This window comes from Mycolicibacterium canariasense (assembly GCF_002101555.1).
Taxonomy (GTDB): domain Bacteria; phylum Actinomycetota; class Actinomycetes; order Mycobacteriales; family Mycobacteriaceae; genus Mycobacterium; species Mycobacterium canariasense.
Genome location: NZ_LQOL01000088.1, coordinates 1 through 22,670 on the forward strand (window position 1 = coordinate 1; position 22,670 = coordinate 22,670).

Below are 22,670 nucleotides of genomic sequence, written 5' to 3' on the forward strand. Positions count from 1 at the left end.
GTGTTCTCGTCGTACTTGCTCGGCATCGTGCCATCCTTCCCTCAGAAGAAGGTGCGCACGAAACCCGGGACGGTTCACAGGCGCAGTCACGCTGGGTGTGGGTGCCGCCACGCTGGCCAGCGGGTCGGGGGTAGCGCACGCGGACGCCGCGCCCGGCAACTCGTCACCTAGTAAACAATCAAGCAGCTCTCACATCACATCGGTGAAAGTCGGTGCTCCCAACTCCGAACCGTCGTCAAGCAGCAACACCAGCAACCCAGCCGCTGCCAGCAAATCATCAAATGCCACACCCACTGCTGTCCACATTGACTCACTCACTGCTGCTGCCCATAAGGCGCCCGGAGGACTCACCACGATCCGTACTGTCCTGAGCGCGAACACGGTAAGCTCGCCGTCTACCTCACCCGCGCTTGCCACTATGTCGGGCGCACGACGGTCTGTCAGCACCGCCGCAGTGCCGTCTGTCAGCGCTGCCATCAGCGAAGTGGTATCCGTCGGCAGGCAATTGGTCCAGCTAAGTGGCGCGGCCACCCCGACGGGGGCGATTACCAACCTCCAGACAGGAGTGAATTCGGCGTCTCACGGCCATCCCGTCAGCGGGTTACTCGAGGTGGCCTCCGGTGGTGCCTCACTCGCAGCCTACGGGGCAGCCCTAGTTCCAGGATTTCAAGCCGCCGCGCCGGTTCTCGCGGGAGCCAGCGTGGCTTTCAAAGCCGCAGACGTCCTCGGGACCGCAATCCTTCATATCGGTACCCAGCGACACCGCCCGTAGACCGCGCCTTCGCCTCCGCGGCAAACATACCCATCAACGATAGGGGCCGTCGACCAATACAGCACCGCCCCAACTGATTCCCCGTTATAGCGCGTCGAGAACAACTGCTGCCTGCACACGATGGCCATCACTCAGATCGCCCGTGAGACCCCGGGGCGGGCCTACTACCGAAGAAAACGCGCTGCCGGAAAGTGCCACCGAGAAGCGTTGCGCTGCCTCAAACGACGCCTCTCCGACGTCGTCTACCGACAGCTCATCCGCGACGCAGCCAGACTTGGGGCAGGCCCGGGAGGACACTCGGGGGCAACTCCAACATCCAGCGCGGCCAGCTCAAACCCCGCACACTCACGCTTCGGACAAGTCACTTCCCGGGCCTACCAGCAGCCACCCTACAACCGACCCCGATACCAGGCTCTTGACACAGAGAGGCGCCGTCTAACGCTGCAGGCAATCGTCGGATCCGTGGCCCGAGGCAGTGGCTCCGCACCCGCAGCATCAGCGACCCCGACCCGAGCCCCTCGTTTTTCGGGCCTGGGGAATGTTTCGGCGTGCGTGGCTGGCCCAGACGAAGTGCTGCAAGCCCTCAGCTACCGAATCGGCGTGCAGGACGTGCTGCTCATCGGTCGGTGACAGGTGGCAACGGTCAGCCTTGGCGACCAGCACCCACTCGATGCTGTGGCGGCGGCACTGGGCGCCGAAGGTCGCCAGCAGATGCTCGAAGGCCGCGCTGTCACCGATGTCGGCGCTGTCGACATCGACGATCAACGGGCTGCCCAGGGTGGTGAATCGACTGAGGTGGCCCAGCACGGCCTCGACGTTGGCCCCATCAAGACCTCCCGTGACAGAGATGACCGAGGCGACACTGCGGATCTGGGCCCGCACCCATGCGCCGCGGCATTCGATGACATAGCCGATAGGAGACGGGTCAGCACTGGCTGCAACGCTCATTAGAGGACCGATCAGTTAGACGACATGGTGTTTACCACGAGTGAGGCGGGCCGCGCCGACCGTCCGCCGCGTTCTCGGGCTGTCCGCTTAACCGAGCGTTCACGACGTGGAATAAGCCTATCGCAGTATCGGCGGATGTGCTCAGTCAGCGACCGCCTGCGGGGAAGTCCGAGCCGGGTGGTGGGCGGGAAGCGCAAAGCTCACATCCCGCGAAACGGTTGCGGGTGCATAATCCGCCCAGCAGACCGCCCGAACAGCACCTGCTTGACCGCGCTGTTGAGGTTGTCGTAGCGGATCTTGTCGACCGGTACCCTGCCCAGGCGGGCGAACCCGTAGACGTGGCCTTCCAAGAACGCCTCCTGGCCTTGGGTCGGTGCGCTGCCCACCCGGAGAACGACAGCCGCATGGTGAACAGCGCGGTCGTGGTCTTCACCCCGGCCAGCACCACCCACAGATCATGGAAATCGACCTCGGCCTCAGTACCGGGCCGATACGTCTGGGGCACAAACCCTTGCTTCCAACGGCCGACCCGCCTCCGCCGCGATCTGCGGGCGACGTTTCCGAACGTGGTCGCACACCGTCGAATACGACAAGCCGTCCGCGTCATGCTCATCGACCAGACGTGCCAAAACCTTTCGCGCGGTGGGGCGTTGCTCTTTCGGGACATCCAGATCCGACCGCAACATCTCATCGATGGCGCGCCCGTGGTGGACGATCCCACGGAATCGCAGAGGGCGCAGTCTGATTGGCGAGCACGCTATCCCGCTCGCCCGGTGGTGACCGACTGGCCGGCCACGTGCGCGATCGTGACGAGGTCGATCGCATCGTCGCCGCTGCAGCCGCGGTGCTCCCGTCGGAGCGGGTGCGGGAAGCGCGTCGGTGAGGATGTCAGAAAGTTGCCGACCGCGGCTCACCCCGCGGGGAGCAAATGGAGGCAATTGCACCACGTCCAACCAGGTTTGTCGACAACTGTCGAAAGGGTGAGTGAACACCGGGGCCGTGGCGGCACAACGCGTCGCCGCAAGAGGTCAGTGGCACGCTGGTGTGCGGTATCCAGGGCGACAACCCGGTGGTCGCGTGGACCGATATCGACAAGCAGTTGTTCAGTGTGGTGCAGGGCCGCCCAGGTGGTCCGACGTTGGACCACCTGTACGCCTGGTGGACGTCGCACTCCTGAGCGGCCCTGCTGTGCTGCTGTAGGCCGTCAGCCGACCGGCGGGGCCACCACGATGGTCGTGGTGGGCGCCGCACCCGCGGGCAGCGGCGTTCCCGCGCTGCCGCCCGGTGCCGGAACGGCCTCAGCCGGGGCGCCCTCGGCCGGAAGAGCCGGGACCGCGGCGACACTGGCTTCGGGGGCGGCCGGCGCGGGCTGGGTGCCGGCCGGAACCAGTGCGGGCGCTTCCTCACCGGCGGGCAGCGGGGTGCCGGCGCTGCCGCCGGGAACCGCGGCGGGCACGGCATCGGCCGGCAGCGGGGTGCCCGCGCTACCGGCGGGTGCCGGGCTGGTCGGCGCGGGGCTGGTGCTGCTGGCGGCCGGGGACGTCGTCGGCGCCGCACTGGTGGTGGGTGCGCCGCTGGTGGTGGGAACCGCCGAGGTCGACGTGGTGGGGCTGGTGGACGTGGTGGCCGTGGCTGCCGGTGCCTGCTGAGCCCGCGGCGCCGAACCGGTCGCGGGGCTCTGCACCGGTGCCGGCTTGAGCCAGACGATCAGATCCTGATCGGCGTTGGCGTACACGACGCTGTCGGGTGCTTCACCGGTGACGTCGAAATACACCTTGCCGGTGGTCTTCTCGCCCTGCTGCAGGGTGGACGGGTTCACGCCCTGGGGTGTGGCGACGCCGAACAGCGCGCGGTAGGTGTCACCGTTGTGGGCGCGTGCGTTCAGGTTCGACTTAGCGCCCAGAATTGGTATTCGGGTGGAGTCGAGGCTGTTTGGCTAGTGGCGAACGCGTTCGCCACGTTGCGTTCAGTCTGAGCGGGAGTCGTTTGCGAACAGTTGCGTGACGTTGCGGTCACGTTCCCGTTTGACGTTGGCGCGGGCCGCGTCGAGTGAACGTCTGAGCGTGTCATTGTCGCCCTGGGAGCGCTGAAGGTTGTGGGTGAGCGTCGAGACCAGTTGCCGCAGTCGGGCGTTTTCCTCGGCGAGGTGATTTCCCTCGGGGTCGTAGAGTTGACCGGTGAGGTCGTTGATGCGGGCTTCTCGCTGCCTGACTACTGCGCGAAGCGACTTGGCGAGGGCTTCGGCGTCGAGGGCTCGTTCTCGCCATGAGGCAGATGCTCTCTCGACTTCTTGTTCGGCGCGTTGGACTGTGGTGCGCTGGGAGGCATCCCGTGCAGCTAGAACAGCCTGCGTCAGGTGTGGGCGGCGCTTGTCGTAGATGAACGTCTTGCCTACGCCGGCTAGATCGCAGACGTTGGTGATGGTGAAGGGAGCTCCGGTCTTGGTGAGCTTCGTGACCGCTTTGCGCACGCGTTGTTCGCATTCGGTGCTGTTGGAAGTACGTTGCTCGATCATTTCGACGGGGCGTCTGCGTGTTCTGGTTCCCATACGTCGCGCTCCTTTGATTCGGTGTCCGGCTGCCGTCAGGTCGTTGGGGGAGGTTGATTCAGTTGGGCTACATGCCATCCGGTGGAGAACAGTGGGTCGAAGTAGTCATGCACGGGTGTGCGGAGGTCGAGTTTCTCGGCTTCTTCGAGCAGGCCGAGTTCGTCGAGTGCGTCGCGGAGCGCGGTAAGCACCGGATCCCACGGATGCCATTGGCTCAGGATGTAGTCGCGAGCCTCGTCGGTGGGGGCGCCTTCGGCGAAGTGATAGGCCGCGTCGCGTTTGCGTTCCCAATAGGCCAGGTCCGCGCCGGTGAGGACAAAATGCTCGCATGGTCCTTTGGGTCCGTTGCTGCAGTTCTTTTCGAAGGGACATTGCGCGCCGCCGACGACTGGGCCGTAGCGGCACAGACCATGCTCAACTGGTACCACGGTCAGGTCGATCCGTGCGGCGGCGGCGCGGGTGTCGTTTGCGTTTACCTCGGTGGGGCGCAGCAAGATGGTGCCGGGCTTGTCCATACCGGGTCCGGCTGCCCAGAGTTGCTGGAGGTGTTGGGTCATGCTGTCGTTGTTGTACTTGGCGTAGTGCGCCAACGCTTCCTCGGAGAAGTGTCCGAGCAGTTGGCGCACAAGGGCTGCGGGCGCGCCGTTGTTCAACAGTGAGGTGGCCAGTGTTGCTCTGGTCTGGTGGGTGGTGATCCCTTTGAGGCCAAGGCTTTCGAACCAAGGCCTGAACAGTTCGTTGAACCACGACTGCCCCACCTCGATGACCAGATCGGGGTTGCGGACTGCGCTCGGGAACAGCGGCATGTCGCGGTCCCACTTTGCCTCCAGCGTTGCTCGTCCGCGTTGGTCGAGCACGGTGATTTGCTCGGCGTAGCGCAGGCGGAGTTTTGCGCGGGTGATCTGCTGGCGGCGCAGTAGCCGTTCGTAGACCGGGAGGTAGCACGGCATACCGTAGTCGATGACGTTGGCCTTGCTGACATCGCGCCAGATGTAGGGTTGAGCAGCGCCGATCAGTCCTACGCAGCCCAGCCGCAGTTTGAGTGTCTCGCCGATTCTCCCGCCTTGAAATGCTTGGGTGAGCCAGATGTCGGCGAGGCCGATGTCATGCCTGTCGAAGGTTTCAAGGGCGTCGATGCTCTCACTGTTGACGAGCAATTGAAAGTCGTGGTAGCTCAGCGGGCGTGGCCGCGGGTTCTTCGTTGGTATCGGGTAGTCGGGCAGGCCATAGATGAAAGAGTCCAAACCCGGCGGTGTCCGATGCTGTTTGCGACTGTGGTGCAGGACGAGGCGAATTCCGGACATGTAGCGATGCCGCGTGAGCTCGTTGAGGGTGCTGGCTCGCTTCGCGTTCTTGTTCTGTAGGGGAAGAGGGATCTGCTCCCGAAACCACAGATCCCAGGTGTCTTTGACCGCCATGGCGTCCGCTCTGCCAAGCCGGTTTGTGTCGTTGCCGTTGTCTTCTCGGTTTTGTCGCAGGATCTGCGAGAGCAGAATGATGCCGGTGATCTTGTTGTAAAGCGTTGCGGTGCTGGGGCGTTTGCCCACAGGCTTGAGGGCGTCGTCGCGCAGGTGCTCCCAGATCAAGTCGCGCAGCCATCGCTGCGAGACCGCGGTCAGGTCCCAGACCTTGCGTCGATTCGGCTGGCCCTGCGATCCCGGGAACGGCGAGCTACCGACGAGAACCGGGTCGAACCATCCCGCCGATTTGGCTACCTCGTCGGTCACCGTGAGGCTGCGCGCCGCGAACGGAAGGGTCATCCAGATGCGGCGGCCATCGTTGCGATGGCTCTTTTCAGCGAGATCGGCGACCAGTGGGTCGCTGAGCGACTCCACGCCACTTTCGGCCAAGGCGGCGACGACTTTCTCCAGGTAGGTGGGCCGCCACTGGGTGCGTCGGGCAATATTCGCATGCCGATGGAGGGCGTAGCGAATCTCGCGCTGCAAACCAACAGGCAGCTCCGCCAGTGACAGTTGCCCCCGGCTGCTGAGTAGCGACACCGAATCCCGGACTTGCGCCGAGGCAAGCCACGCGTTCCACGCGTGTGAATCCGTTCGTCCGTTAGTGACGGTCAGCCAGCGTCGCCAAAGACGGTGGTGCCCCCTGCATACGCGATGACCGCCGCAGCACGACGCCGCACTGTCTTGGGCACACCGCGGAACCGTACATGTGTCAATAGCCCTTAGCGGGTGTGTGCTTTGTCGCCACTGCGCGTCGCTGAGCCCTTTTCGGCGTGCTTGGCGCAGCGAGTTCGCGTGCTGCTGGCAGTAACCCAGTTGAGTTGCTCGACGATTGGCTCCGCAGATCGCGCAGTCAGGTTTGCATGTCAGCGCCCACCCGAGCTGGGCAAACTGTCCGGCCTTGGCGCCGCGGAGGAACTGATCAAGGTCGGTCGAGTCCTTCACAGCCCGGTACTGCTTTAAGTGCTCCGAGCAGAGCAGGTCTTTGCATGTCGCACTTAATGCGCCGGCGCACTCGTCGACGAGGCATGCCCACCCGTAGGTAGGGTGGTGGGCAGGGAACTCGATCGGTTCGGTCATTAGCCACGGCGGAAAGTGTTGACTTGCAACGCTGTAACGCTGCTCGACGGTGAGGCCCAGATAGTCGCTCGCCGTCTCCAGAACCGGAGTCTGTGCCGTCGTCGCTGCAGCGCTCACGTGGCATCTTCCGGCCAGGTCGTCGCGAGGTAGGATTCTGACGGCGGTCGCGCCGTGGCATCCCAGGCCTGCTGCAGGTATTTCATCGCGTGACGATTCGCGGATTTGCCGTACAGATCAGTAACCATCTGCGGGCTCGACCAGCCGAATTCCTGAGCGACCATCTCGGCGTTGAAGTCCGATTCTGCGTAGAACGCTGCCGCAGCCTTGTGTCGGAATCCGTGCGGGGTCACCCGCACCTGCAGCCCGGCTCGCTTGCAAGCCCGGACAAGCATTTTGCGGACACCGGCAGTCGTCAATGCTGCGCCCGGGGTGTTGCCCCGGACGTGCGCCAGAATCTGATCGTGGTCCACCAGATGCTGCACTGGATGAAATTCATCGAGCAGGTAAGCGTGGAACGTGCTGATCATGTCGGCGCTCACTGCCCGGATAATGCCGTCCAAGATGGTGCCGTCGCGGGCGACGTTGACCTGAGCGTGAGTCTTCGCGCGCGCACCGTTGGGATTGTCATCACGACCGACGATATGAATATGCGGATCCGCGCGCTGACCGCAGGGATGGTGGCGGGTCAGGTGCAGATCGGAAAACCGTAACCCGCAAAGACCACCTACCCTGATTCCCGCATCATGCAGCCAGGTGACGATCATGACATCACGCGCTGTGGTCAACACTCCTGGCGCGAAGAGAGCCTGCACCACCTCGTCGGGCAGGAGCCGCGGGCGCCGAGCAGCCTTCTTCGGCGCCAGTGGATTGGCCTCGCCGATCCGCCCAGACCTCCCGTGTGGGACGGCGTGGTCGGAACGCAGCGCCTCCACCAGTTCTGGGTTCACGTCCTCCGACATGGCCAACGCCAGGTAGTAGGCCTTGACAATCGAGGCCACGTTACCTGCAGCGGACGGCCCCATGGGTTTCTGCGTCGGCTTCCGCCACGCCGTGCCGTAGACACCGTCGAGTTGGCCTGTAACGCCGTTCATGTAGCGCCGCAGATCATCCAGAGTGACCGTGGCGGGTGTCTTGCCGTTGACCAGCAGCCAGTTCAGATGATCGACCAAGCTGTAAGCGTAGGTCTGCTGGGTGGAGGTTTTGTAGCGGCGCAACACGTTCAGAGACGGACGGTGAACCTCCAGATCCGGGGTGAAAACCCAGTAGGACTGGATCTCGCCCCCATGTCGGACCTTGCGAACAGAAAACCGATCAACCGTCAAGAGTCACCCACCCGGTCCGCATCAATGGTCAATCCGTGACCGCAGACTTACACCCGATCGCCCCGTCGAGTGGGAGACACGCCGCGAACGTCGCGCACTCGGTGTTCGCACGGCGCAACAGCTCGTGGCGATGTCAAATCGAATGGGCCCAGCGGGACTGTTCCATATCCGTCGCGGTGTAATTCACCTGCAAACAGATGCGCAATTCCCGTTATGGTGTGGGTGACCACCTTCCTACGACTCGGTGTGTTAGCCAGCCGAACATCCAGAAGACGGTGACACCGAACAGGCAGGCGAGTCCGATGGCGGCGAAGAGCTGTGGCGTTTGGACCCGCGATTGGTAGTTGCTGATCAGGGCACCGAGCCCGACTTGGCCGCGGCGGAAGAAGAAGTCGGCAACGATGGCGCCGACGACTGAGAGTCCGGCTGAGATTCGCATGCCGGCCAGGATGGCGGGTAGTGCTGTGGGTAGTTCGAGTTTGAGCAGCGTTGTCGATCGGGAAGCGCCTTGGATGCGGAACATTTCGCGGAAGCTGGCCGGTACGGACTGCAGTCCGAACAGTGTGTTGGAGACCATCGGGAACAGTGCGACCATGACGCATGCGATCACCCGCGCTGGGAATCCATAGCCGAACCAGAATCCGATGAGTGGGACCAACGCGAGGACCGGAATGCATTGCAGGACGACTGCGTAGGGAAACAGTGAGCGCTGGATCCAGGGGGCCTGGGACATCGCGATCGCCCAGGTGACGCCCACCGCGATCGATATGGCCAATCCGGTCGCAGAGATGAGCGCGGTTCGCGACAGCGCGGGAAGCAGTTCGGCAAGCGTGTCGCGCGATAATCCTTGCGCGACGATGACGTGCGGTGGTGGCATCAGGAATCGCCGGCTCGGGGACAGCAGCAAGTAACTGGCCAGGTACCACAGCCCGGTCAGCGCGGCCAGCACCACGATGGGCGGTGCGTATGACGAGAGTCGTTGTTTCATTGTCGATTTCCTGCCCGCAGTGCCTCCGATACGGTTCCGCAGAGTTCGGCGAAGGGTGCGCTGAACCGCAGTTGGCTGTCTCGCTGATTGCCAAAAGGAATGTCGAAGGACTCGACGATGGTGCCGGGGCTGGCCGACATGACGACGACGCGGGTGGACAGGTACACCGCTTCGGTCACGGAGTGGGTGATGAATAGTCCCGTCAGTCGACGCTGGCCGAACAGTTGCAGGAGTTCATCGGCGAGGCGTTCGCGGGTGATCTCGTCGAGCGCGCCGAAGGGTTCGTCGAACAGGAACACCTCTGGGTCAAGGGTGAGGGCCCTGGCCAGCGAGGCCCGCATTTTCATGCCCCCGGACAGTTGACGGGGCAGGTAGTCTTCGTACCCGGCGAGCCCGACAAGTTCGATGGCCGCTTGAGCGTTGGCGGTGCGTTTGGCTCGGGGGTGGCCGTCGAGTTCGGCGAGCAGAGCGACGTTGCCGGCCACGGTGCGCCAGGGCAGCAGGGTGGGATCCTGGAAGACGAATCCGATCTGGTCGGTGGAGATGACGGCGTCGCCCGCCGAGGGTGCTGTCAGCTGCGCGACGAGGCGCAGCAGTGTGCTTTTGCCGCATCCGGAAGGTCCTACGACACTGATGAATTCGCCTCTGTTGATCGCGAGGTTGATGCCGCTCAGGGCCGTCTTGCCTCCCGGGTAGGTGACGTCGACGTTCGCGAATCGGATCAAGCTGGTTGCCGTGTGGTCGGTGTTGTCGGGGGCGGTCATGGATTGTCCGTTCCGATCGTGGGATCGATGTAGGCGTTGGTCGCGAGCGTGGCCGGGGTCAGCTCTGCGGGGACGGGGTCACCGTGTGCAGCGAAGATGGGTTTGGTGATGTCGAGGATGTGTTGGATCCGACCGAGGTTGAAGTCGCCGAGGGTGGCGTTGTCACCGTTGCCGACGAGGCCGAGTCGGGTCATCATGTCGTGGGAGTGTTTAGCGACGCCGCTGCTGTAGATCCAGCCGTTGTCGAAGGTGCCAACGGCGTTGAGGATTAGGGCGTTGGCCCGGTCGGGGCTATTGAGGTAGTCGACGCTGCCGCGCTGCATGATCGGTATCAGTTGCTTGAGACACGGCGTGAGCCCGCCGAGTTCGTCGGTGCGTACCGAGAGGGCGTTCTGGTAGATGGCGTAGCCGGTGTCGTGGATCAGCTGGTAGCGCACCGGCTTTGCCCACGTGTTCAGTTCGTGTTCGTAGACGTAGGGTTCGACGCCGACGAAGCCCTGCTGGGCGTCTTTGCCGGCGGCGGCAACCCAGTTGCCCGGGGTGCCGTCGTAACCGCCGTCGATCTGTTGGCGATCGAGTAGCCCGGCGGATACGAGGTAGTCCATGTAGGTGGCACCGCCGAAGTACCGGACGGTCGCGCCGGTATGGCCGAGGTCGGCGATGGTGTGCACGTCGGGCCAGGTGTGGGGGTCCCACATGATGATCTGAGGGCTGATCTCCAGGGGGGCGAAGACGGCGGTGGTGGGCATGGATGCTGCGAGGCGGATGGCTTCGTCGGTGTTGACGTAGCCCAGCGTGATGGTCGGGTCGGTGTACATCTGGGCGCTGACCGCTTGCTGACCGATCGCGGGCCCACCCGCCCTGATTTGCAGGTCGACACCGGTGTATTCGCCGCGCGTCATCAACGGGCCGGTGACGCTGGCGGCAGAGCGGTCGATGACTGGGTTGTCCCCGAGGAGTTCGAAGAGCCCGCCCTGTTCGGCTTGTGGGTTCCAGTCGGTCTGCACCGTGATCGTGGCCGGGCATACCTGTGAGAGGTCCACCGCCCCAACCGCCAGATCAGGGCGGGGAGCCCCGTCTGATGTCGACGAGTCCGACGTCGTACATCCGGTGACTGAGGCTGTTGTCACGGCGACCATGGCGGCAGCCGAAATCCACTTCCAATACTCAGATTTCATCGATTCCACTTTCGTTGTCGCCGTTGAGGCTGAATCTGTCACGCGAGGTCAGGTAGAAGCTGGCGCCGAACCGGCCGATCGGGTGGAACTCGTTGAGGTGCACACGCCATCGCTGGGTGTCGACGAGGCCGGAACGTGCGTGCATCCGCAACACCCGGCCGAAGTAGATGTGCCGGCTGTCGATGTCGATGCGTTGGTGCAGTGCGCACTCGAACGCCACCGGAGCTGCCGCCAGGCGCGGCGGCCGCACAACGGTGTCGTCGACGACGGCCAGCCCCACCATGTCCGGTTCGCTGCACCACGGAGGCACAGCCTCGCCGCAACGGTGCATCTGTTCGGCGATGGACTCATCGGAGATGTGCACCACGAATTCCTGTGTCGCATCGATATTGCGGGCGGTGTCTTTGCGGCGCTCACCTTCGTGCCGGTTGATGCTCACCATCACCAGTGGGGGATCCTCGGCGACCATGGCGAACATGCTGAATGGTGCGGCGTTGACCACGCCGTCATCACTGACGGTGGTGATCAGCGCGATGGGGCGCGGCACGATCAGACTCGCCATCAACTTGTAGCGCTCGTAGGATGAGATGGCGCCGAAGTCGACCACGGTGACCTCGGGGTGTGACTCAGCGGTGTTCATGGCTTGTCACCCACCAGCTGAAGAACACATCACGCAACGCAGCTGCGTTGTCTGCGTAGGTTTCCCACCGACCGACCCGGCTCAGCGCGGCACGGTCCTGCTCACTGAGCCGGACAGACACGGTGGTCGTCGACAGCGGCACGTTGGTGAAGGAGGCGACATATTCCGGGTCGCGGTGCAGGCGCCGATCAGTACGGATCGTCGGCTGGCGGAACTGATCGAGGCTGCGTTGTGTCTGGTACACCGGGCGCGGCGGTACTGCGGCGAGGTCGTCAACAGAGGCGCGCAACACGGTGATCCGCACCGGATCGATGGAGAAGTTCGAGGTGAACTGCACGTCGGACCCGCACACATTCGGAACGGCGAGGACGTCCATCAGTGCCAACAGTTCGACATGGTCGCCCGGTTGGGTGGCTTGGCGGACGATCACTGGCCTTGCCCCGTCCACCCGGGTGGCCATGAACAGGTTGAACGAATCATGGACATCGTCAGGGGTCAGACCGTATTCCCGGATGGCTTCGGCCTGGATGTCTGCACAGTTGGTGTGATTGGCGAAGCCCCACTGCGATTCGTACATGTTCGCGCTGCAGCGCGGAAACATGACGTCATTGCATCCGGCAGTGTCGGCCAGGACGTACATCATCGGACGTTCACGGGGCGGCGCAGACCATAAGAAGTCTCCGGCGGTCGGGTTGATACCGTGCACGGTGCGGGTTCTCCCGGCGTGCATGTACTCGCGGTAGTCGGCCATCGAAAAGCAGTTGAAGTCGACGCACTGACCACCTGTGATCTGTTCGATCCGCAACAGCTGACCGGCGTCCACCTCAATCGCCTTGCCCGTGCCAGGTTCCAGAACGGTCTGGCTGAGCACTTCCCGCCGCGGCGGGGCATCGATCGAATCGGCCAGCACCGTCCACTGGACATCGAGACCCGGTATCGGCCGCTTTCCGATCACCCCACCGGCGGTTTCGGTCAACGCCAGCCTGATCAGCGACTCGCGGTCGACGGCCTCACCAACCGCGATCGAACGGTCCATCAGGTCCAACTGTTGAGCATTGAGGCTGACCTCGACCACTTCAGTATCCATAGATATCTCATTTCGGTATACGCAAATCGTGTACCGAAATTATTCAGCCGGACATGTTGCGAACGTGTGTTGTGAAGTAACACTGCCGTGAATTCTGGTACCCCTAGATCATCGACTTTGGTATACCGTGTGGGTGTGGGCAACCGGCGTGAAGATGTCTACCTGTCGTTGCGCACCGCGATCATCGAAAACGCGTTGCAGCCGGGCACCAAGCTGCCCGAGGACTCCCTCGGCGCCAGCCTCGGCGTGAGCCGGACCATCATCCGTGAAGCCCTGGCACGACTGCGGTCCGAAGGCCTCGTCGAAACCGGCAAAGGGAAATCAGCCACCGTCGCCCTGCCCGGCCCCGAAGAATCCGCGGAAACCTTCCATGTTCGTCGGTGTCTGGAAAAAGACGTGGTGGCCCTACTGGCCGACAACTGGGATCCCGTCATGGGTCAACGCCTGCGCGCCCATATCGAGCTGGAGCAGCGCGCCAGCGCCGAAAACAACTACCCCGTGTCAGACCGGCTAGGTGTCGAATTCCACATCCTGATGGCCGAACTCACCTCAAATCGCCTGCTGCACAAGTACATGTCCGAGGTCGCGCTGCGCTGCGCACTCATCATCGCCGTACACGGACACGACCACAACCAAGACCGCAGCATCGCTGAACACACTGCACTGGTCGAGGCGCTGGAATCCGGTGACTCACCCCAGGCCGCGCAAATTGTCGATGAACACCTAATCGCGGTACAGCAGCGAGCACTGCGCCCGCCGCCCCCCGTACCCAACCTTGCCGAGATCCTCAACCGATACAGCGCGACCGGTTAGCTGCAGGACCTTCGTTGCCAGGAACTTCCCGAACGCGCACATACTGCCCGTTCGTCACGCAGCGTGAAGCGACCCACGGCGTACGTCACGAACGCGGATCACCCAGGGAACTAAGGTTCGAGACGATGGGCGTGACGCTGCCCTGCAACGCCTCATCGGTGGCGGTGGCTTCCCACAGCGTGCCGTGCGGCTGGTAGGGGATGGTGTCGGTGCTGACCTTGAGCCCGGTGACCGTCCAGCCCTGGACGACGTCCCCGTTGGTCAGCTTGGCCTGGCTGCCCAGTTGAGAGGTGGTGGTCTCGTTGTCGGCGGTCGCGATGGGTGCACTGAAAGCAGCGAATGCCCCCGCGGCGGCGATCGCCGCCGATGCGAACCCCGCTGTGATGGTCGTGAACTTCACCGTGTTCCACTCCTGAGGTCGTAGCGGCTCCCCCCGTGGGCCCGCACTGTGAGCGAAATTAGCAGGCCCTGAAGGCGGGTGGAACGGACGCCCGAAATCAGGCGGAGGGAAATGTCGAGCTCACCCACCGGCTTTGGCGCACGACCGGATTTCTGGCAAACGTTGGCAATCGAGGGTCGAGGTGGCCATCGACCGGCAACCGCCGCTGCCGACGCGCTCGGCAAACCACAACGGTGCCTGCGCCGGCCAGTCGGCCGGTGCAGGCACCGTTGTCGGGATCAGCGCCGGATATTGCAGTTCGGGGGATTACCGCAGTGGTGGCCACCATCGCAGGCATTGCAATGACAGGTGCATCCGGATCCGGCGCGGGTGGTGACGGGCTCGACCATTGCTGCTCAACTCCTCGGTGTCCGATGACGGACTCGGTGGAACATCAACATATGACAACATCACCATAGTTCGCCGCAGCGTGAAAATAAAGGCGCTGAGCAGCGAATTGCCTTGTCGGACGGGGTTTTGGAGTGCTGGATCTGATCCCCCCGGCACTTCGTTCGCCCGCCTTACGCGGTGTCGCGGGCGCCGAGCCGAAGATGCTCGATGTGGTACACGGCCTCGTCGAGCAACTGGGCGACGTGGTCGTCATAGAGGCGGTAGACGATATTGCGGCCGGCCCGGTCACCGGCGACCAGGCCGAGGGTGCGCAGCAAGCGCAGCTGGTTGGACACCGCGGGCTGCTCCATGCCGACGGCGGCCGACAGATCGGTCACGGTGCACGGCGACTGACGCAGCCGGGTGAGGATGAGCAGTCGGTTCGGCGACGCCAGTGCCTGCAGCGTTTCGGCGATCTTCACCGCCGATGCCGCATCGAGCGACGCCGCGGGCGCGGTGCGCCCTTCGACCCCGTGTCCCATCCGTCCATTCAAGCACGATCAGTGCAGATAACTTGACACATTTAAAACTGTACATGTTTAGATGTATGCGTGATGACAGCGACGATGGCGGCCTCGGCGACGCCCGCGGCGGCACGTCGATCGACGATGTGGACACTGCCCTCGGTGCGGTGGGCGACGCTGGCGCTGGTTCTGTTCCTCGCCGGCGCGGCCGCCCAGTTGTCCGGCGCGCCCGAATTCATCTGGTGGACGGCATATTTGGCGTGCTACGCGGCCGGCGGCTGGATTCCGGCCCGGGACGGCTTGCTGGAGCTGGTGCAGCGCCGCCTGGACGTGGACCTGCTGATGATCGCGGCGGCCATCGGCGCCGCCGCGATCGGGCAGGTGTTCGACGGGGCACTGTTGATCGTCATCTTCGCGACCTCCGGCGCGCTGGAGGATCTGGCCACCCGCCGCACCGAGGACTCGGTGCGCGCGCTGCTGGACCTGGCCCCGGAACGGGCCGTGCGCCTCGACGGCCACGGTGCCGAAGAGGTCGTCGCCGCAGCAGACCTGGCCGTCGGGGACATCGTGCTGGTGCGTCCGGGCGAGCGGATCCCCGCCGACGCGACGGTGTTCGACGGTGCCTCCGATGTCGACGAATCCTCGATCACCGGGGAACCGGTGCCGGCCCCCAAAGCCGCCGGTGACGAGGTGTTCGCCGGCACCCTCAACGGTGCCGGGGCGTTGCGGGCCAGGGTGATTCGCGATCCCGCCGACAGCGTGGTGGCCCGGATCGTCGCGCTGGTCGCCGAAGCGTCGGCCACCAAGGCCCGAACCCAGCTCTTCATCGAGAAGGTCGAGCAGCGCTATTCGGTCGTCGTCGTGGTGGCGACGCTGGCCCTGTTCACCTTGCCGCTGCTGTTCGGGGAAGACCTGCGCGGTGCGCTGCTGCGGGCCATGACCTTCATGATCGTGGCGTCGCCGTGCGCTGTGGTGCTGGCCACCATGCCGCCGCTGTTGTCCGCGATCGCCAACGCCGGCCGGCACGGCGTGCTGGTGAAATCTGCGGTGGCCATGGAACATCTGGCCGATATCGAGGTTGTCGCCTTCGACAAGACCGGGACGCTGACCTTGGGTCGGCCCGAACTGACCGCCGTCGTCGCCGCCGGTGGATTCGAGCGCACCCAGGTGCTGCGGTGGGCCGCCGCGGCCGAGCGCTACAGCGAGCACCCGGTCGGGCGGGCGGTCACCGCCGCGGCCAGGGCACAGGGCATCGCCGTGCCTGCGGCCCGGGACTTCCTGGCCATCCCGGGCCGCGGCGTGCGCGCCACCGTCGGGACCACACCGGTGCAGGTGCTCAGCCCGGGCGCGGTCGCCGACGACCTGCCGTCGGTGCGGCGATTCGAGGAGCAGGGCGCCACCGCGGTGGTGGTCGTCGTCGACGGTGTGGTGGCCGGGGTGCTGGCCCTGTCGGACACCGTACGCCCCGGTGCGGCCGGCGCCGTCGAAGCGCTGCGCTACCTGACCGGGCAGCCTCCGGTGCTGCTGACCGGTGACAATGACCGTGCCGCAACGCAGCTGGCTGCGCAGGTCGGCATCGAGCGGGTGCACGCGGGCCTGCTGCCGGAGTGCAAGGTCGCCATGGTCCGGGCGCTGCCCGGGCGGGTGTTGGTGGTCGGTGACGGTGTCAACGACGCCCCGGCCATGGCCGCGGCGCATGCGTCGATTGCCATGGGCCGGCGCGGGGCCGATCTGACGCTGCAGACCGCCGACGTGGTCACCGTCGCGGACGACCTGAGCACCATTGCGGCCGTGGTGGCCCTGGCCCGCCGGGCCAGGCGGATGGTGATGGCCAACCTGGCGATCGCCGCGTCGTTCATCACCGTGCTGGTGATCTGGGATCTGTTCTGGTATTTGCCTTTACCGCTCGGTGTGGCCGGACACGAGGGATCGACCATCCTGGTGGCGCTCAACGGGCTGCGGCTGCTGCGGGAGCGGGCCTGGCGGGCCTAGTCCGGGATCACTTCCGCAGGATCGGTTTCAGCGTGTCGAGCACGGCCGGGTCCTCGATGGTGGACGGCACCGGCTCGTCGCGGCCATCGGCGATGCCGCGCATGGTCTTTCGCAGGATCTTGCCCGACCGGGTCTTCGGCAGCGCGGGCACCACGTCGACCAGCTTGAAACTTGCCACCGCCCCGATATTGTCGCGGACCGCGTCGATCAGCTGGTCGGCCAGGCCGTCGTCCGTGGCGCCGGATTTGAGCACCACCAGACCGCGCGGCACCTGACCCTTGATCTCGTCGGCCACCCCGATCACCGCGCATTCGGCGACGGCGGGATGAGCGGCCAGCACGGCCTCGATCGACCCGGTGGACAACCGGTGCCCGGCCACGTTGATCACGTCGTCGGTGCGGCCCACCACGAACAGGTAACCGTCGTCGTCGATATGGCCGCCGTCGCCGGTCAGGTAGTAGCCGGGAAACGCCGACAGGTAGGACGAGACGTACCGGTCGTCGTCACCCCACAGGGTCGGCAGCGCGCCGGGTGGCAGCGGCAACCGCACGCAGATCGAACCTTCCTCGCCGGCCTCGCATTCGGTGTTGTCCGGGCGCAGCACCCGCACGTCGAAGCCGGGCATCGGCACCGTCGCCGATCCGGGTTTGATCGGCAGCGGCTGCACGCCCATCGGGTCGGCGGCGATCGCCCAGCCGGTCTCGGTCTGCCACCAGTGGTCGACGACGGGAATGCCGAGTTTCTCGGTGGCCCAGGCGAAGGTGGGCGGGTCGAGGCGTTCACCGGCCTGGAACAGGTATCGCAGGTTGGACACATCGTGGTCGGCCAGCAGCCGGGCCTCGGGGTCGTCCTTCTTGATGGCCCGGATGGCCGTCGGGGCGGTGAACAACACCTTCACCCCGTGTTCGGCGACCACCCGCCAGAACGCCCCGGCATCCGGTGTGCCGACCGGCTTGCCCTCGTAGAGCACGGTGGTGGCGCCCAGCAGCAAGGGCGCGTACACGATGTAGGAGTGCCCGACCACCCAGCCGACGTCGGAGGCCGCCCAGTACACATCGCCGGGCCGGGTGTCGTAGATGTGCCCCATCGACCACAGCAGGGCCACCGCGTGCCCGCCGTTGTCGCGGACGATGCCCTTGGGTTTTCCGGTGGTGCCCGAGGTGTAGAGCACGTACAGCGGATCGGTGGCCGCGACGGGTACCGGGTCGACCGGCTCAGCGGTGGCCAGCGCCTCGGCCCAGTCCACGTCGCGCCCGTCGACCAGCGTGCAGGGCGCCTGATCGCGTTGCAGGATGACGCACTTGGGGGTGTTGTGCTCGGCCATCTCCAGCGCCGCGTCGAGCATCGGTTTGTATTCGACGATGCGGGTCGGTTCGACGCCGCATGATGCCGAGACCACGACGGCGGGCCGGGCGTCGTCGATGCGGGTGGCCAGTTCGTGTGCGGCGAACCCGCCGAACACCACCGAATGCACCGCGCCGAGCCGCGCGCACGCCAGCATGGCGATCACCGCCTCGGGCACCATCGGCATGTAGATGACCACGCGGTCGCCCTTGCCGACACCCAGGCCGCGCAGCACACCGGCGAATCGGGCTGTCGCGTCGTGCAATTGGCGGTAGGTGTAGGTGCGTTTGGTCGCGGTCACGGGGGAGTCGTAGATCAGCGCGGCCTGATCACCCCGGTCGGCCAGGTGGCGGTCCAGGGCATTGGCGCAGGTGTTCAGCTCCCCGTCGGGGAACCAGCGGTAGAACGGCGGGTTGCTGTCGTCGAGCACCTGGGTCGGCTCGCGGGTCCAGGTGACGGCCTTGGCGGCATCGGCCCAGAAGGCCGCCGGGTCGGAGATGCTGGTCTGGAACAGTTCGCGATAACCGGACATACCGCAGAACCGTAGCTGTCCATCCGCTGTGAAGGTGGGGAATCAGCTCAGGCGCGGAATCACCTCGTCGCCCAGCCGCTTGACCCAACCGGCGGGATCGGGATTGCCGGGCAACGGCCCGGTGTTGATCGTGTCGAAGCCCATGGCCGCAAACTCGTCGAGCGTACGGAGGTAGGCGTCGACATCGGCGAACGGGTCGTCGAGGTATCCGACGGTCAGTCTGATCTCGGAGACATCGCGGCCCACCGAATCGCAGTGCCGGCGAAGCACATCCAACTTGTGGGGCAACTCCTCGAGGGACGATGAGGCATTCCAGACGTCCGCGTACTGGGCGACCAGGCGCAGCGTCTTCTTTTCGCCGGAGCCGCCGATCAGGATCGGCGGCCGCCGGATCGGCTGCGGCTGGCAGATGGTCTCGGCGAGCTGATAATGCGTGCCTTGGTATGCCCCGTCGTTCGGACTCCACATTTGCCGGCAGATCTGCAGGGTTTCTTCGAGCATCTCGAAGCGCTCGGACAGTGGTGGATAGGGAATGCCCAGCGCATGATGCTCGCGCTCGTACCAGGCGGCGCCGATCCCGAACATCGAGCGGCCGCCGGACAGCACGTCCAGTGTCGACACGGTCTTGGCCAGGACGCCCGGATAACGGTAGGTGACGCCGGTGACGAGCATGGTGAGGGTGATGCGCTCGGTCAGTGCGGCCAGGTAACCCATGGAGGTGTAACCCTCGAGGAAAGGATGGTCGGCGGGACCGAAGTTCTCCATCTGGAAGAAGTGATCGGCCAGCGTGAACATGTCGACACCGCCGTCTTCGGCGGCTTTCACCGTCGCGGCCAGGGTGGGCGCCAGCTTTTCCGGTGGGCCGGGCAGGAAGTCGATGTAATGCACGGCGAGTTTCATGGTCACCACGTACCTTTCGTCATTCGGTGATGCGTTCCAGAAGGGTGAGCGCCTCGTTGATCACGGCGCGCTCGGCCTCGGTGTAGCGCTGCTGCATCGTGGTGGCCAGCCACTCCTGGCGAGCCTGGCGACTGTCGGCCGCTCGGCGGCGTCCAGACTCGGTCAGCGTGATGACCTGGCGCCGGCCGTCTTCCGGGTCGGGCGTGCGCACCAGATAGCCGAGCCGGTCGAGGGCGGCAAGCGTTGCCGTCATCGACTGGGAGCGCACGCGTTCGGCGCCGGCGAGTTCGCTTGTCGAGGCCGGACCATTCTTGAAAAGCCGGATCAGGACCGACGTCTGCGAGGGCGTCATGTCGGTGGCGGTGTCCACCTCGCGCAGCCGGGTGCGCAACCGACTGAACAGGACCCGCAGGTTGGTGGCCGCCGCGACGGAGGAAGCGCTGACCGGTGGCATATAGGTAGTCTAGACTACGTAGTTCAGGCTGTCGAATTTGCGCCGCGTCCGCGCGCAGTGCCGCCCCTGGGAATCACGCTCATGGGTCGTCCGCCCCGTCCCCGTGCAGGAGATCTTCGGGATGGTGCAATGAGTTGATCCGGGTCTGTCCGGTATCGAGCAAGGGCGGCGGGATCCATTCGACGCGGCCGTCGGCGCGCAGCCGGGTGGTCCAGCCGCCCTCCTTCACGAGGCGGTTGTGCGGTCCACAGGCCAGAGTCTCGTTGTCGATGTCGGTATGTCCGCCGGCGCCGAAATCGGTGACGGCGTGGTGGGTTTGGGAGCGGTACGCCGATACCGGGCAGCCGGGGAAGGTGCAGCCGCCGTCGCGGGCGTACAGGACGAGGCGTTGGCCGGGGGAGGCGATGCGTTTGGTGCGTCCCAGATACAGGGGTATGCCGGTGGCGTTGTCGAAAACGGTCAGCCAGAGATAGGAGTGCGCGGCCAGGCGGATGACGTCGCGCATGGGGAGCGTCGATCCGCCGCCGGTGCGGGCGACTCCGGCAACCTCGTGCAGTTGGGTCAGGGTAGTGGTCACCACGACGCTGACAGGCAGCCCGTTGTGATCGCCGAGCTGACCGGACATCAGGGCAGCGCGGGCCAGTGCCATCAGGGCGTCATGTTGACGTTGACCGAGGCTGCGGGTGTCGGCGGCGATCGCCTCGGCCGATGGGGTACCCGTGGTGCACGGCTGCTCGTCGTCGGGATTGCACATGCCCTTGCCGGCGAGTTTCGGAAAGGCCGCTTCCAGGTAGGCGCGAAACTCGGGGGTGATCTTTCCCCAGAACCTCGACATTCCGTCGGCGTCCTGTGGTTCCAGGAACACCCCGCGCATCAGTTCGCGTCGGTCGACCGTGTCGTCACCGTTGGGATCGGGACCGTCGGGGTCGAGCATCTGCAGGAGTAGCCGTGCGCACCGGCGCAGCCCCTCGGGGCATTGGGTGGCCGCGACGGCGGCCAGGTCGGCTTCGGCCTTGGCGCGCGTCTGCGCATCCACGCACGGCGGGATTTTCTTCATGGTCGCGGTGATGATCCCGACATGCTCGGCCGTCAGCTCACCGCGAGCGAGCGCGGCGGCGGTGGCGGGGTAGATCGGGTCCAGCGGTTCTCCGGTGATGCTCTGGCGTGGACCGAGGAGCTCGGCCTGACTCAGGCGGCGGCACGCTTCGGTCTTGGACAGACGCAGCCGGATGGACAAGGCGTCGGCCCAACTGCGGGCACCCAGCTCGGACGGGCCCGTGCGGCGGCTCAGCGCGGCTTGGATGCGATGGGCGACGGCCGGGATCCGGCGGTACGCCTGCTCCAGTGCCGTCTGGATCTCCAGGAGGTCGGCCACCGACACGTCATCCATCGACGCGCCGGACACTTTGTCCAGGGCGGCCAACAGATCGACCACAACCTCCACGATTCGAACAGTAGTACGAACCACCGACATCAAGCCGCAGTTATCCACAATCGCGGATTCATCCACAGATGCACGCGCGCAATGGCTTTCGCGTACGAAGAATGAGTAGAATCTCGTCGAGTCCGACGTCTACGACACCAGGGGCGAAATCCCCGAGCGCAGGACTACACTCGTCCTCGACAGCGTCTAGGGTTCCGGCGTCACGCACGCGTCTGGTCCGAGCGACGCCACCGCGGCTCCCGATGAGGCGTGGTCATCTGAACGGACAAAAGCCTGGAGGATCTCCGACGGTGCGCCGCGTGCCGTCGAGAAGGTCCTCATGCTTGCTCTCTGTGCGTTGGTGCTCCTCGCGTTGGCCGCCGGTGCCCTCGGTGGTCTGGTCGGCACCGGCTCGTCGTTGATTCTGTTGCCGGTGCTGGTGGTGCTGGACGGTCCGCGCGTGGCGGTGCCGGTCATGGCCATCGCCGCGGTGCTGGCCAACGTCGCCCGGGTGGCCGCCTGGTGGCGCGCGATCCAGTGGCGCCCCGTGCTCGCCTACGCGGTGCCCGGGACACCGGCCGCCGTGGTCGGCGCGCACACGCTGATGACCATTTCGCCTACGGTCGTCGACGCGGTCCTCGCGGCGTTCTTCGTCGTGATGATCCCGATCCGCCGAGTGGCCGCGGCGCGGCAATGGCGAGTGCGATTGTGGCAGCTCTCGGTCGCCGGGGCGATCGTCGGCTTTCTGACCGGTTTGGTGCTCTCGACGGGTCCGCTGAGCGTGCCGATCTTCACCGGATTCGGACTCAGTGGCGGAGCGTTCCTCGGCTCGGAGGCCGCCAGCGCCCTCGTGCTGTATGCAGGCAAGCTGACCACGTTCACCCAGTTGGGTGCCCTCGACGAGACGATGGTGGTGCACGGCGTCGTCATCGGTGCGGCGTTGATGGTGGGGCCGTTCCTCATCCGCCGCATGGTCGCGCGGGCGTCGCCGCGCACCTACGCACTGATGATCGACGCCGTCCTGGTGGCAGCGGCCATCGGAATGGCCATTGCAACAATCCGCAGGTGATCCACTTGAACACGCACGCAACGGGTTTCGTGCGCCGGAAAATGAGTTGATCCTGCGTGCGAG

At 65.2% G+C, this 22,670-nt stretch carries 21 protein-coding genes and 1 pseudogene; 4 read left to right on the forward strand and 18 right to left on the reverse strand.

Annotation, left to right across the window (positions count from 1 at the left end; translation table 11 throughout):
- Window positions 1-189: 189 nt before the first annotated feature.
- The 3 genes from AWB94_RS34810 to AWB94_RS35940 form a co-directional block, all read right to left on the reverse strand.
- Window positions 190-477, reverse strand: a complete 288-nt coding sequence (locus AWB94_RS34810) for a hypothetical protein (RefSeq protein WP_060999184.1) — start codon at window positions 475-477, stop codon at window positions 190-192.
- Between the two features lie 790 nt (window positions 478-1,267).
- The gene (locus tag AWB94_RS34815) at window positions 1,268-1,720 is read right to left on the reverse strand and encodes an STAS domain-containing protein (protein WP_131805193.1); all 453 of its coding nucleotides are present in this window, start codon (window positions 1,718-1,720) and stop codon (window positions 1,268-1,270) included.
- A gap of 200 nt (window positions 1,721-1,920) precedes the next feature.
- Window positions 1,921-2,106 (reverse strand): hypothetical protein, encoded by a 186-nt coding sequence (locus AWB94_RS35940; protein WP_062654867.1) that lies wholly within the window; start codon window positions 2,104-2,106, stop codon window positions 1,921-1,923.
- Between the two features lie 656 nt (window positions 2,107-2,762).
- Here AWB94_RS35940 and AWB94_RS36165 point away from each other — a divergent pair.
- A complete protein-coding gene (locus AWB94_RS36165; protein WP_264021805.1) occupies window positions 2,763-2,897 on the forward strand; it encodes a hypothetical protein in 135 nt (44 codons plus the stop codon).
- Between the two features lie 27 nt (window positions 2,898-2,924).
- Here the strand turns inward: AWB94_RS36165 and AWB94_RS30065 are convergent, their stop codons facing one another.
- The 9 genes from AWB94_RS30065 to AWB94_RS30105 form a co-directional block, all read right to left on the reverse strand.
- Window positions 2,925-3,632, reverse strand: coding sequence for a DUF1942 domain-containing protein (locus AWB94_RS30065; RefSeq protein ID WP_109761971.1), 708 nt, complete (start codon window positions 3,630-3,632; stop codon window positions 2,925-2,927).
- A 54-nt stretch (window positions 3,633-3,686) separates the two neighbouring features.
- Window positions 3,687-4,268: a hypothetical protein gene (locus tag AWB94_RS30070; protein ID WP_062654870.1), complete on the reverse strand. Its 582-nt coding sequence runs from the start codon at window positions 4,266-4,268 to the stop codon at window positions 3,687-3,689.
- A 35-nt stretch (window positions 4,269-4,303) separates the two neighbouring features.
- The gene (locus AWB94_RS30075; protein WP_062654872.1) at window positions 4,304-6,925 is read right to left on the reverse strand and encodes a tyrosine-type recombinase/integrase; all 2,622 of its coding nucleotides are present in this window, start codon (window positions 6,923-6,925) and stop codon (window positions 4,304-4,306) included.
- Window positions 6,922-8,130, reverse strand: coding sequence for a tyrosine-type recombinase/integrase (locus AWB94_RS30080; RefSeq protein WP_062654874.1), 1,209 nt, complete (start codon window positions 8,128-8,130; stop codon window positions 6,922-6,924). The genes AWB94_RS30075 and AWB94_RS30080 overlap by 4 nt, the downstream gene beginning before the upstream one ends.
- A 211-nt stretch (window positions 8,131-8,341) precedes the next feature.
- Entirely contained in the window at window positions 8,342-9,118 is a 777-nt protein-coding gene (locus tag AWB94_RS30085) for an ABC transporter permease (RefSeq protein ID WP_062654876.1), read from the reverse strand.
- A complete protein-coding gene (locus AWB94_RS30090) occupies window positions 9,115-9,882 on the reverse strand; it encodes an ABC transporter ATP-binding protein (protein WP_062654878.1) in 768 nt (255 codons plus the stop codon). The genes AWB94_RS30085 and AWB94_RS30090 overlap by 4 nt, the downstream gene beginning before the upstream one ends.
- Window positions 9,879-10,925, reverse strand: a complete 1,047-nt coding sequence (locus tag AWB94_RS30095; protein WP_234811937.1) for an ABC transporter substrate-binding protein — start codon at window positions 10,923-10,925, stop codon at window positions 9,879-9,881. The genes AWB94_RS30090 and AWB94_RS30095 overlap by 4 nt, the downstream gene beginning before the upstream one ends.
- Before the next feature lie 124 nt (window positions 10,926-11,049).
- A complete protein-coding gene (locus AWB94_RS30100; RefSeq protein ID WP_062654882.1) occupies window positions 11,050-11,700 on the reverse strand; it encodes a flavin reductase family protein in 651 nt (216 codons plus the stop codon).
- Complete coding sequence (locus AWB94_RS30105; protein WP_062654884.1) at window positions 11,687-12,787, reverse strand: DUF1989 domain-containing protein; 1,101 nt, start codon at window positions 12,785-12,787, stop codon at window positions 11,687-11,689. Before AWB94_RS30105 ends, AWB94_RS30100 begins: the two co-directional genes overlap by 14 nt.
- A 135-nt stretch (window positions 12,788-12,922) precedes the next feature.
- Between AWB94_RS30105 and AWB94_RS30110 the strand changes: the two genes are divergently transcribed.
- Window positions 12,923-13,600, forward strand: a complete 678-nt coding sequence (locus tag AWB94_RS30110) for a GntR family transcriptional regulator (RefSeq protein ID WP_062654937.1) — start codon at window positions 12,923-12,925, stop codon at window positions 13,598-13,600.
- Between the two features lie 106 nt (window positions 13,601-13,706).
- Here the strand turns inward: AWB94_RS30110 and AWB94_RS30115 are convergent.
- Together AWB94_RS30115 and AWB94_RS30120 are read right to left on the reverse strand one after the other, a co-directional pair.
- Window positions 13,707-14,000 (reverse strand): annotated as a pseudogene (locus AWB94_RS30115) (DUF1942 domain-containing protein); the annotation flags it as partial.
- 560 nt (window positions 14,001-14,560) lie between these two features.
- Complete coding sequence (locus AWB94_RS30120) at window positions 14,561-14,911, reverse strand: ArsR/SmtB family transcription factor (RefSeq protein WP_062654889.1); 351 nt, start codon at window positions 14,909-14,911, stop codon at window positions 14,561-14,563.
- Between the two features lie 72 nt (window positions 14,912-14,983).
- On the opposite strand from AWB94_RS30120, the gene AWB94_RS30125 reads away from it, so the two are divergent.
- Window positions 14,984-16,885, forward strand: coding sequence for a heavy metal translocating P-type ATPase (locus AWB94_RS30125; protein ID WP_062654891.1), 1,902 nt, complete (start codon window positions 14,984-14,986; stop codon window positions 16,883-16,885).
- A 7-nt stretch (window positions 16,886-16,892) separates the two neighbouring features.
- Here AWB94_RS30125 and AWB94_RS30130 read toward each other — a convergent pair whose 3' ends face one another.
- From AWB94_RS30130 to AWB94_RS30145, 4 genes are all read right to left on the reverse strand, one after another.
- Window positions 16,893-18,761, reverse strand: a complete 1,869-nt coding sequence (locus AWB94_RS30130; protein ID WP_062654893.1) for an acetate--CoA ligase — start codon at window positions 18,759-18,761, stop codon at window positions 16,893-16,895.
- Between the two features lie 42 nt (window positions 18,762-18,803).
- The gene (locus AWB94_RS30135) at window positions 18,804-19,661 is read right to left on the reverse strand and encodes an LLM class F420-dependent oxidoreductase (protein ID WP_062654938.1); all 858 of its coding nucleotides are present in this window, start codon (window positions 19,659-19,661) and stop codon (window positions 18,804-18,806) included.
- A 19-nt stretch (window positions 19,662-19,680) separates the two neighbouring features.
- On the reverse strand, window positions 19,681-20,115 hold the full coding sequence (locus tag AWB94_RS30140; RefSeq protein WP_062654895.1) for a MarR family winged helix-turn-helix transcriptional regulator: 435 nt from the start codon (window positions 20,113-20,115) through the stop codon (window positions 19,681-19,683).
- A 79-nt stretch (window positions 20,116-20,194) separates the two neighbouring features.
- A complete protein-coding gene (locus AWB94_RS30145) occupies window positions 20,195-21,559 on the reverse strand; it encodes an HNH endonuclease signature motif containing protein (RefSeq protein ID WP_234811938.1) in 1,365 nt (454 codons plus the stop codon).
- A 319-nt stretch (window positions 21,560-21,878) separates the two neighbouring features.
- Between AWB94_RS30145 and AWB94_RS30150 the strand changes: the two genes are divergently transcribed.
- On the forward strand, window positions 21,879-22,607 hold the full coding sequence (locus AWB94_RS30150) for a sulfite exporter TauE/SafE family protein (RefSeq protein WP_062654897.1): 729 nt from the start codon (window positions 21,879-21,881) through the stop codon (window positions 22,605-22,607).
- Window positions 22,608-22,670: the final 63 nt, after the last annotated feature.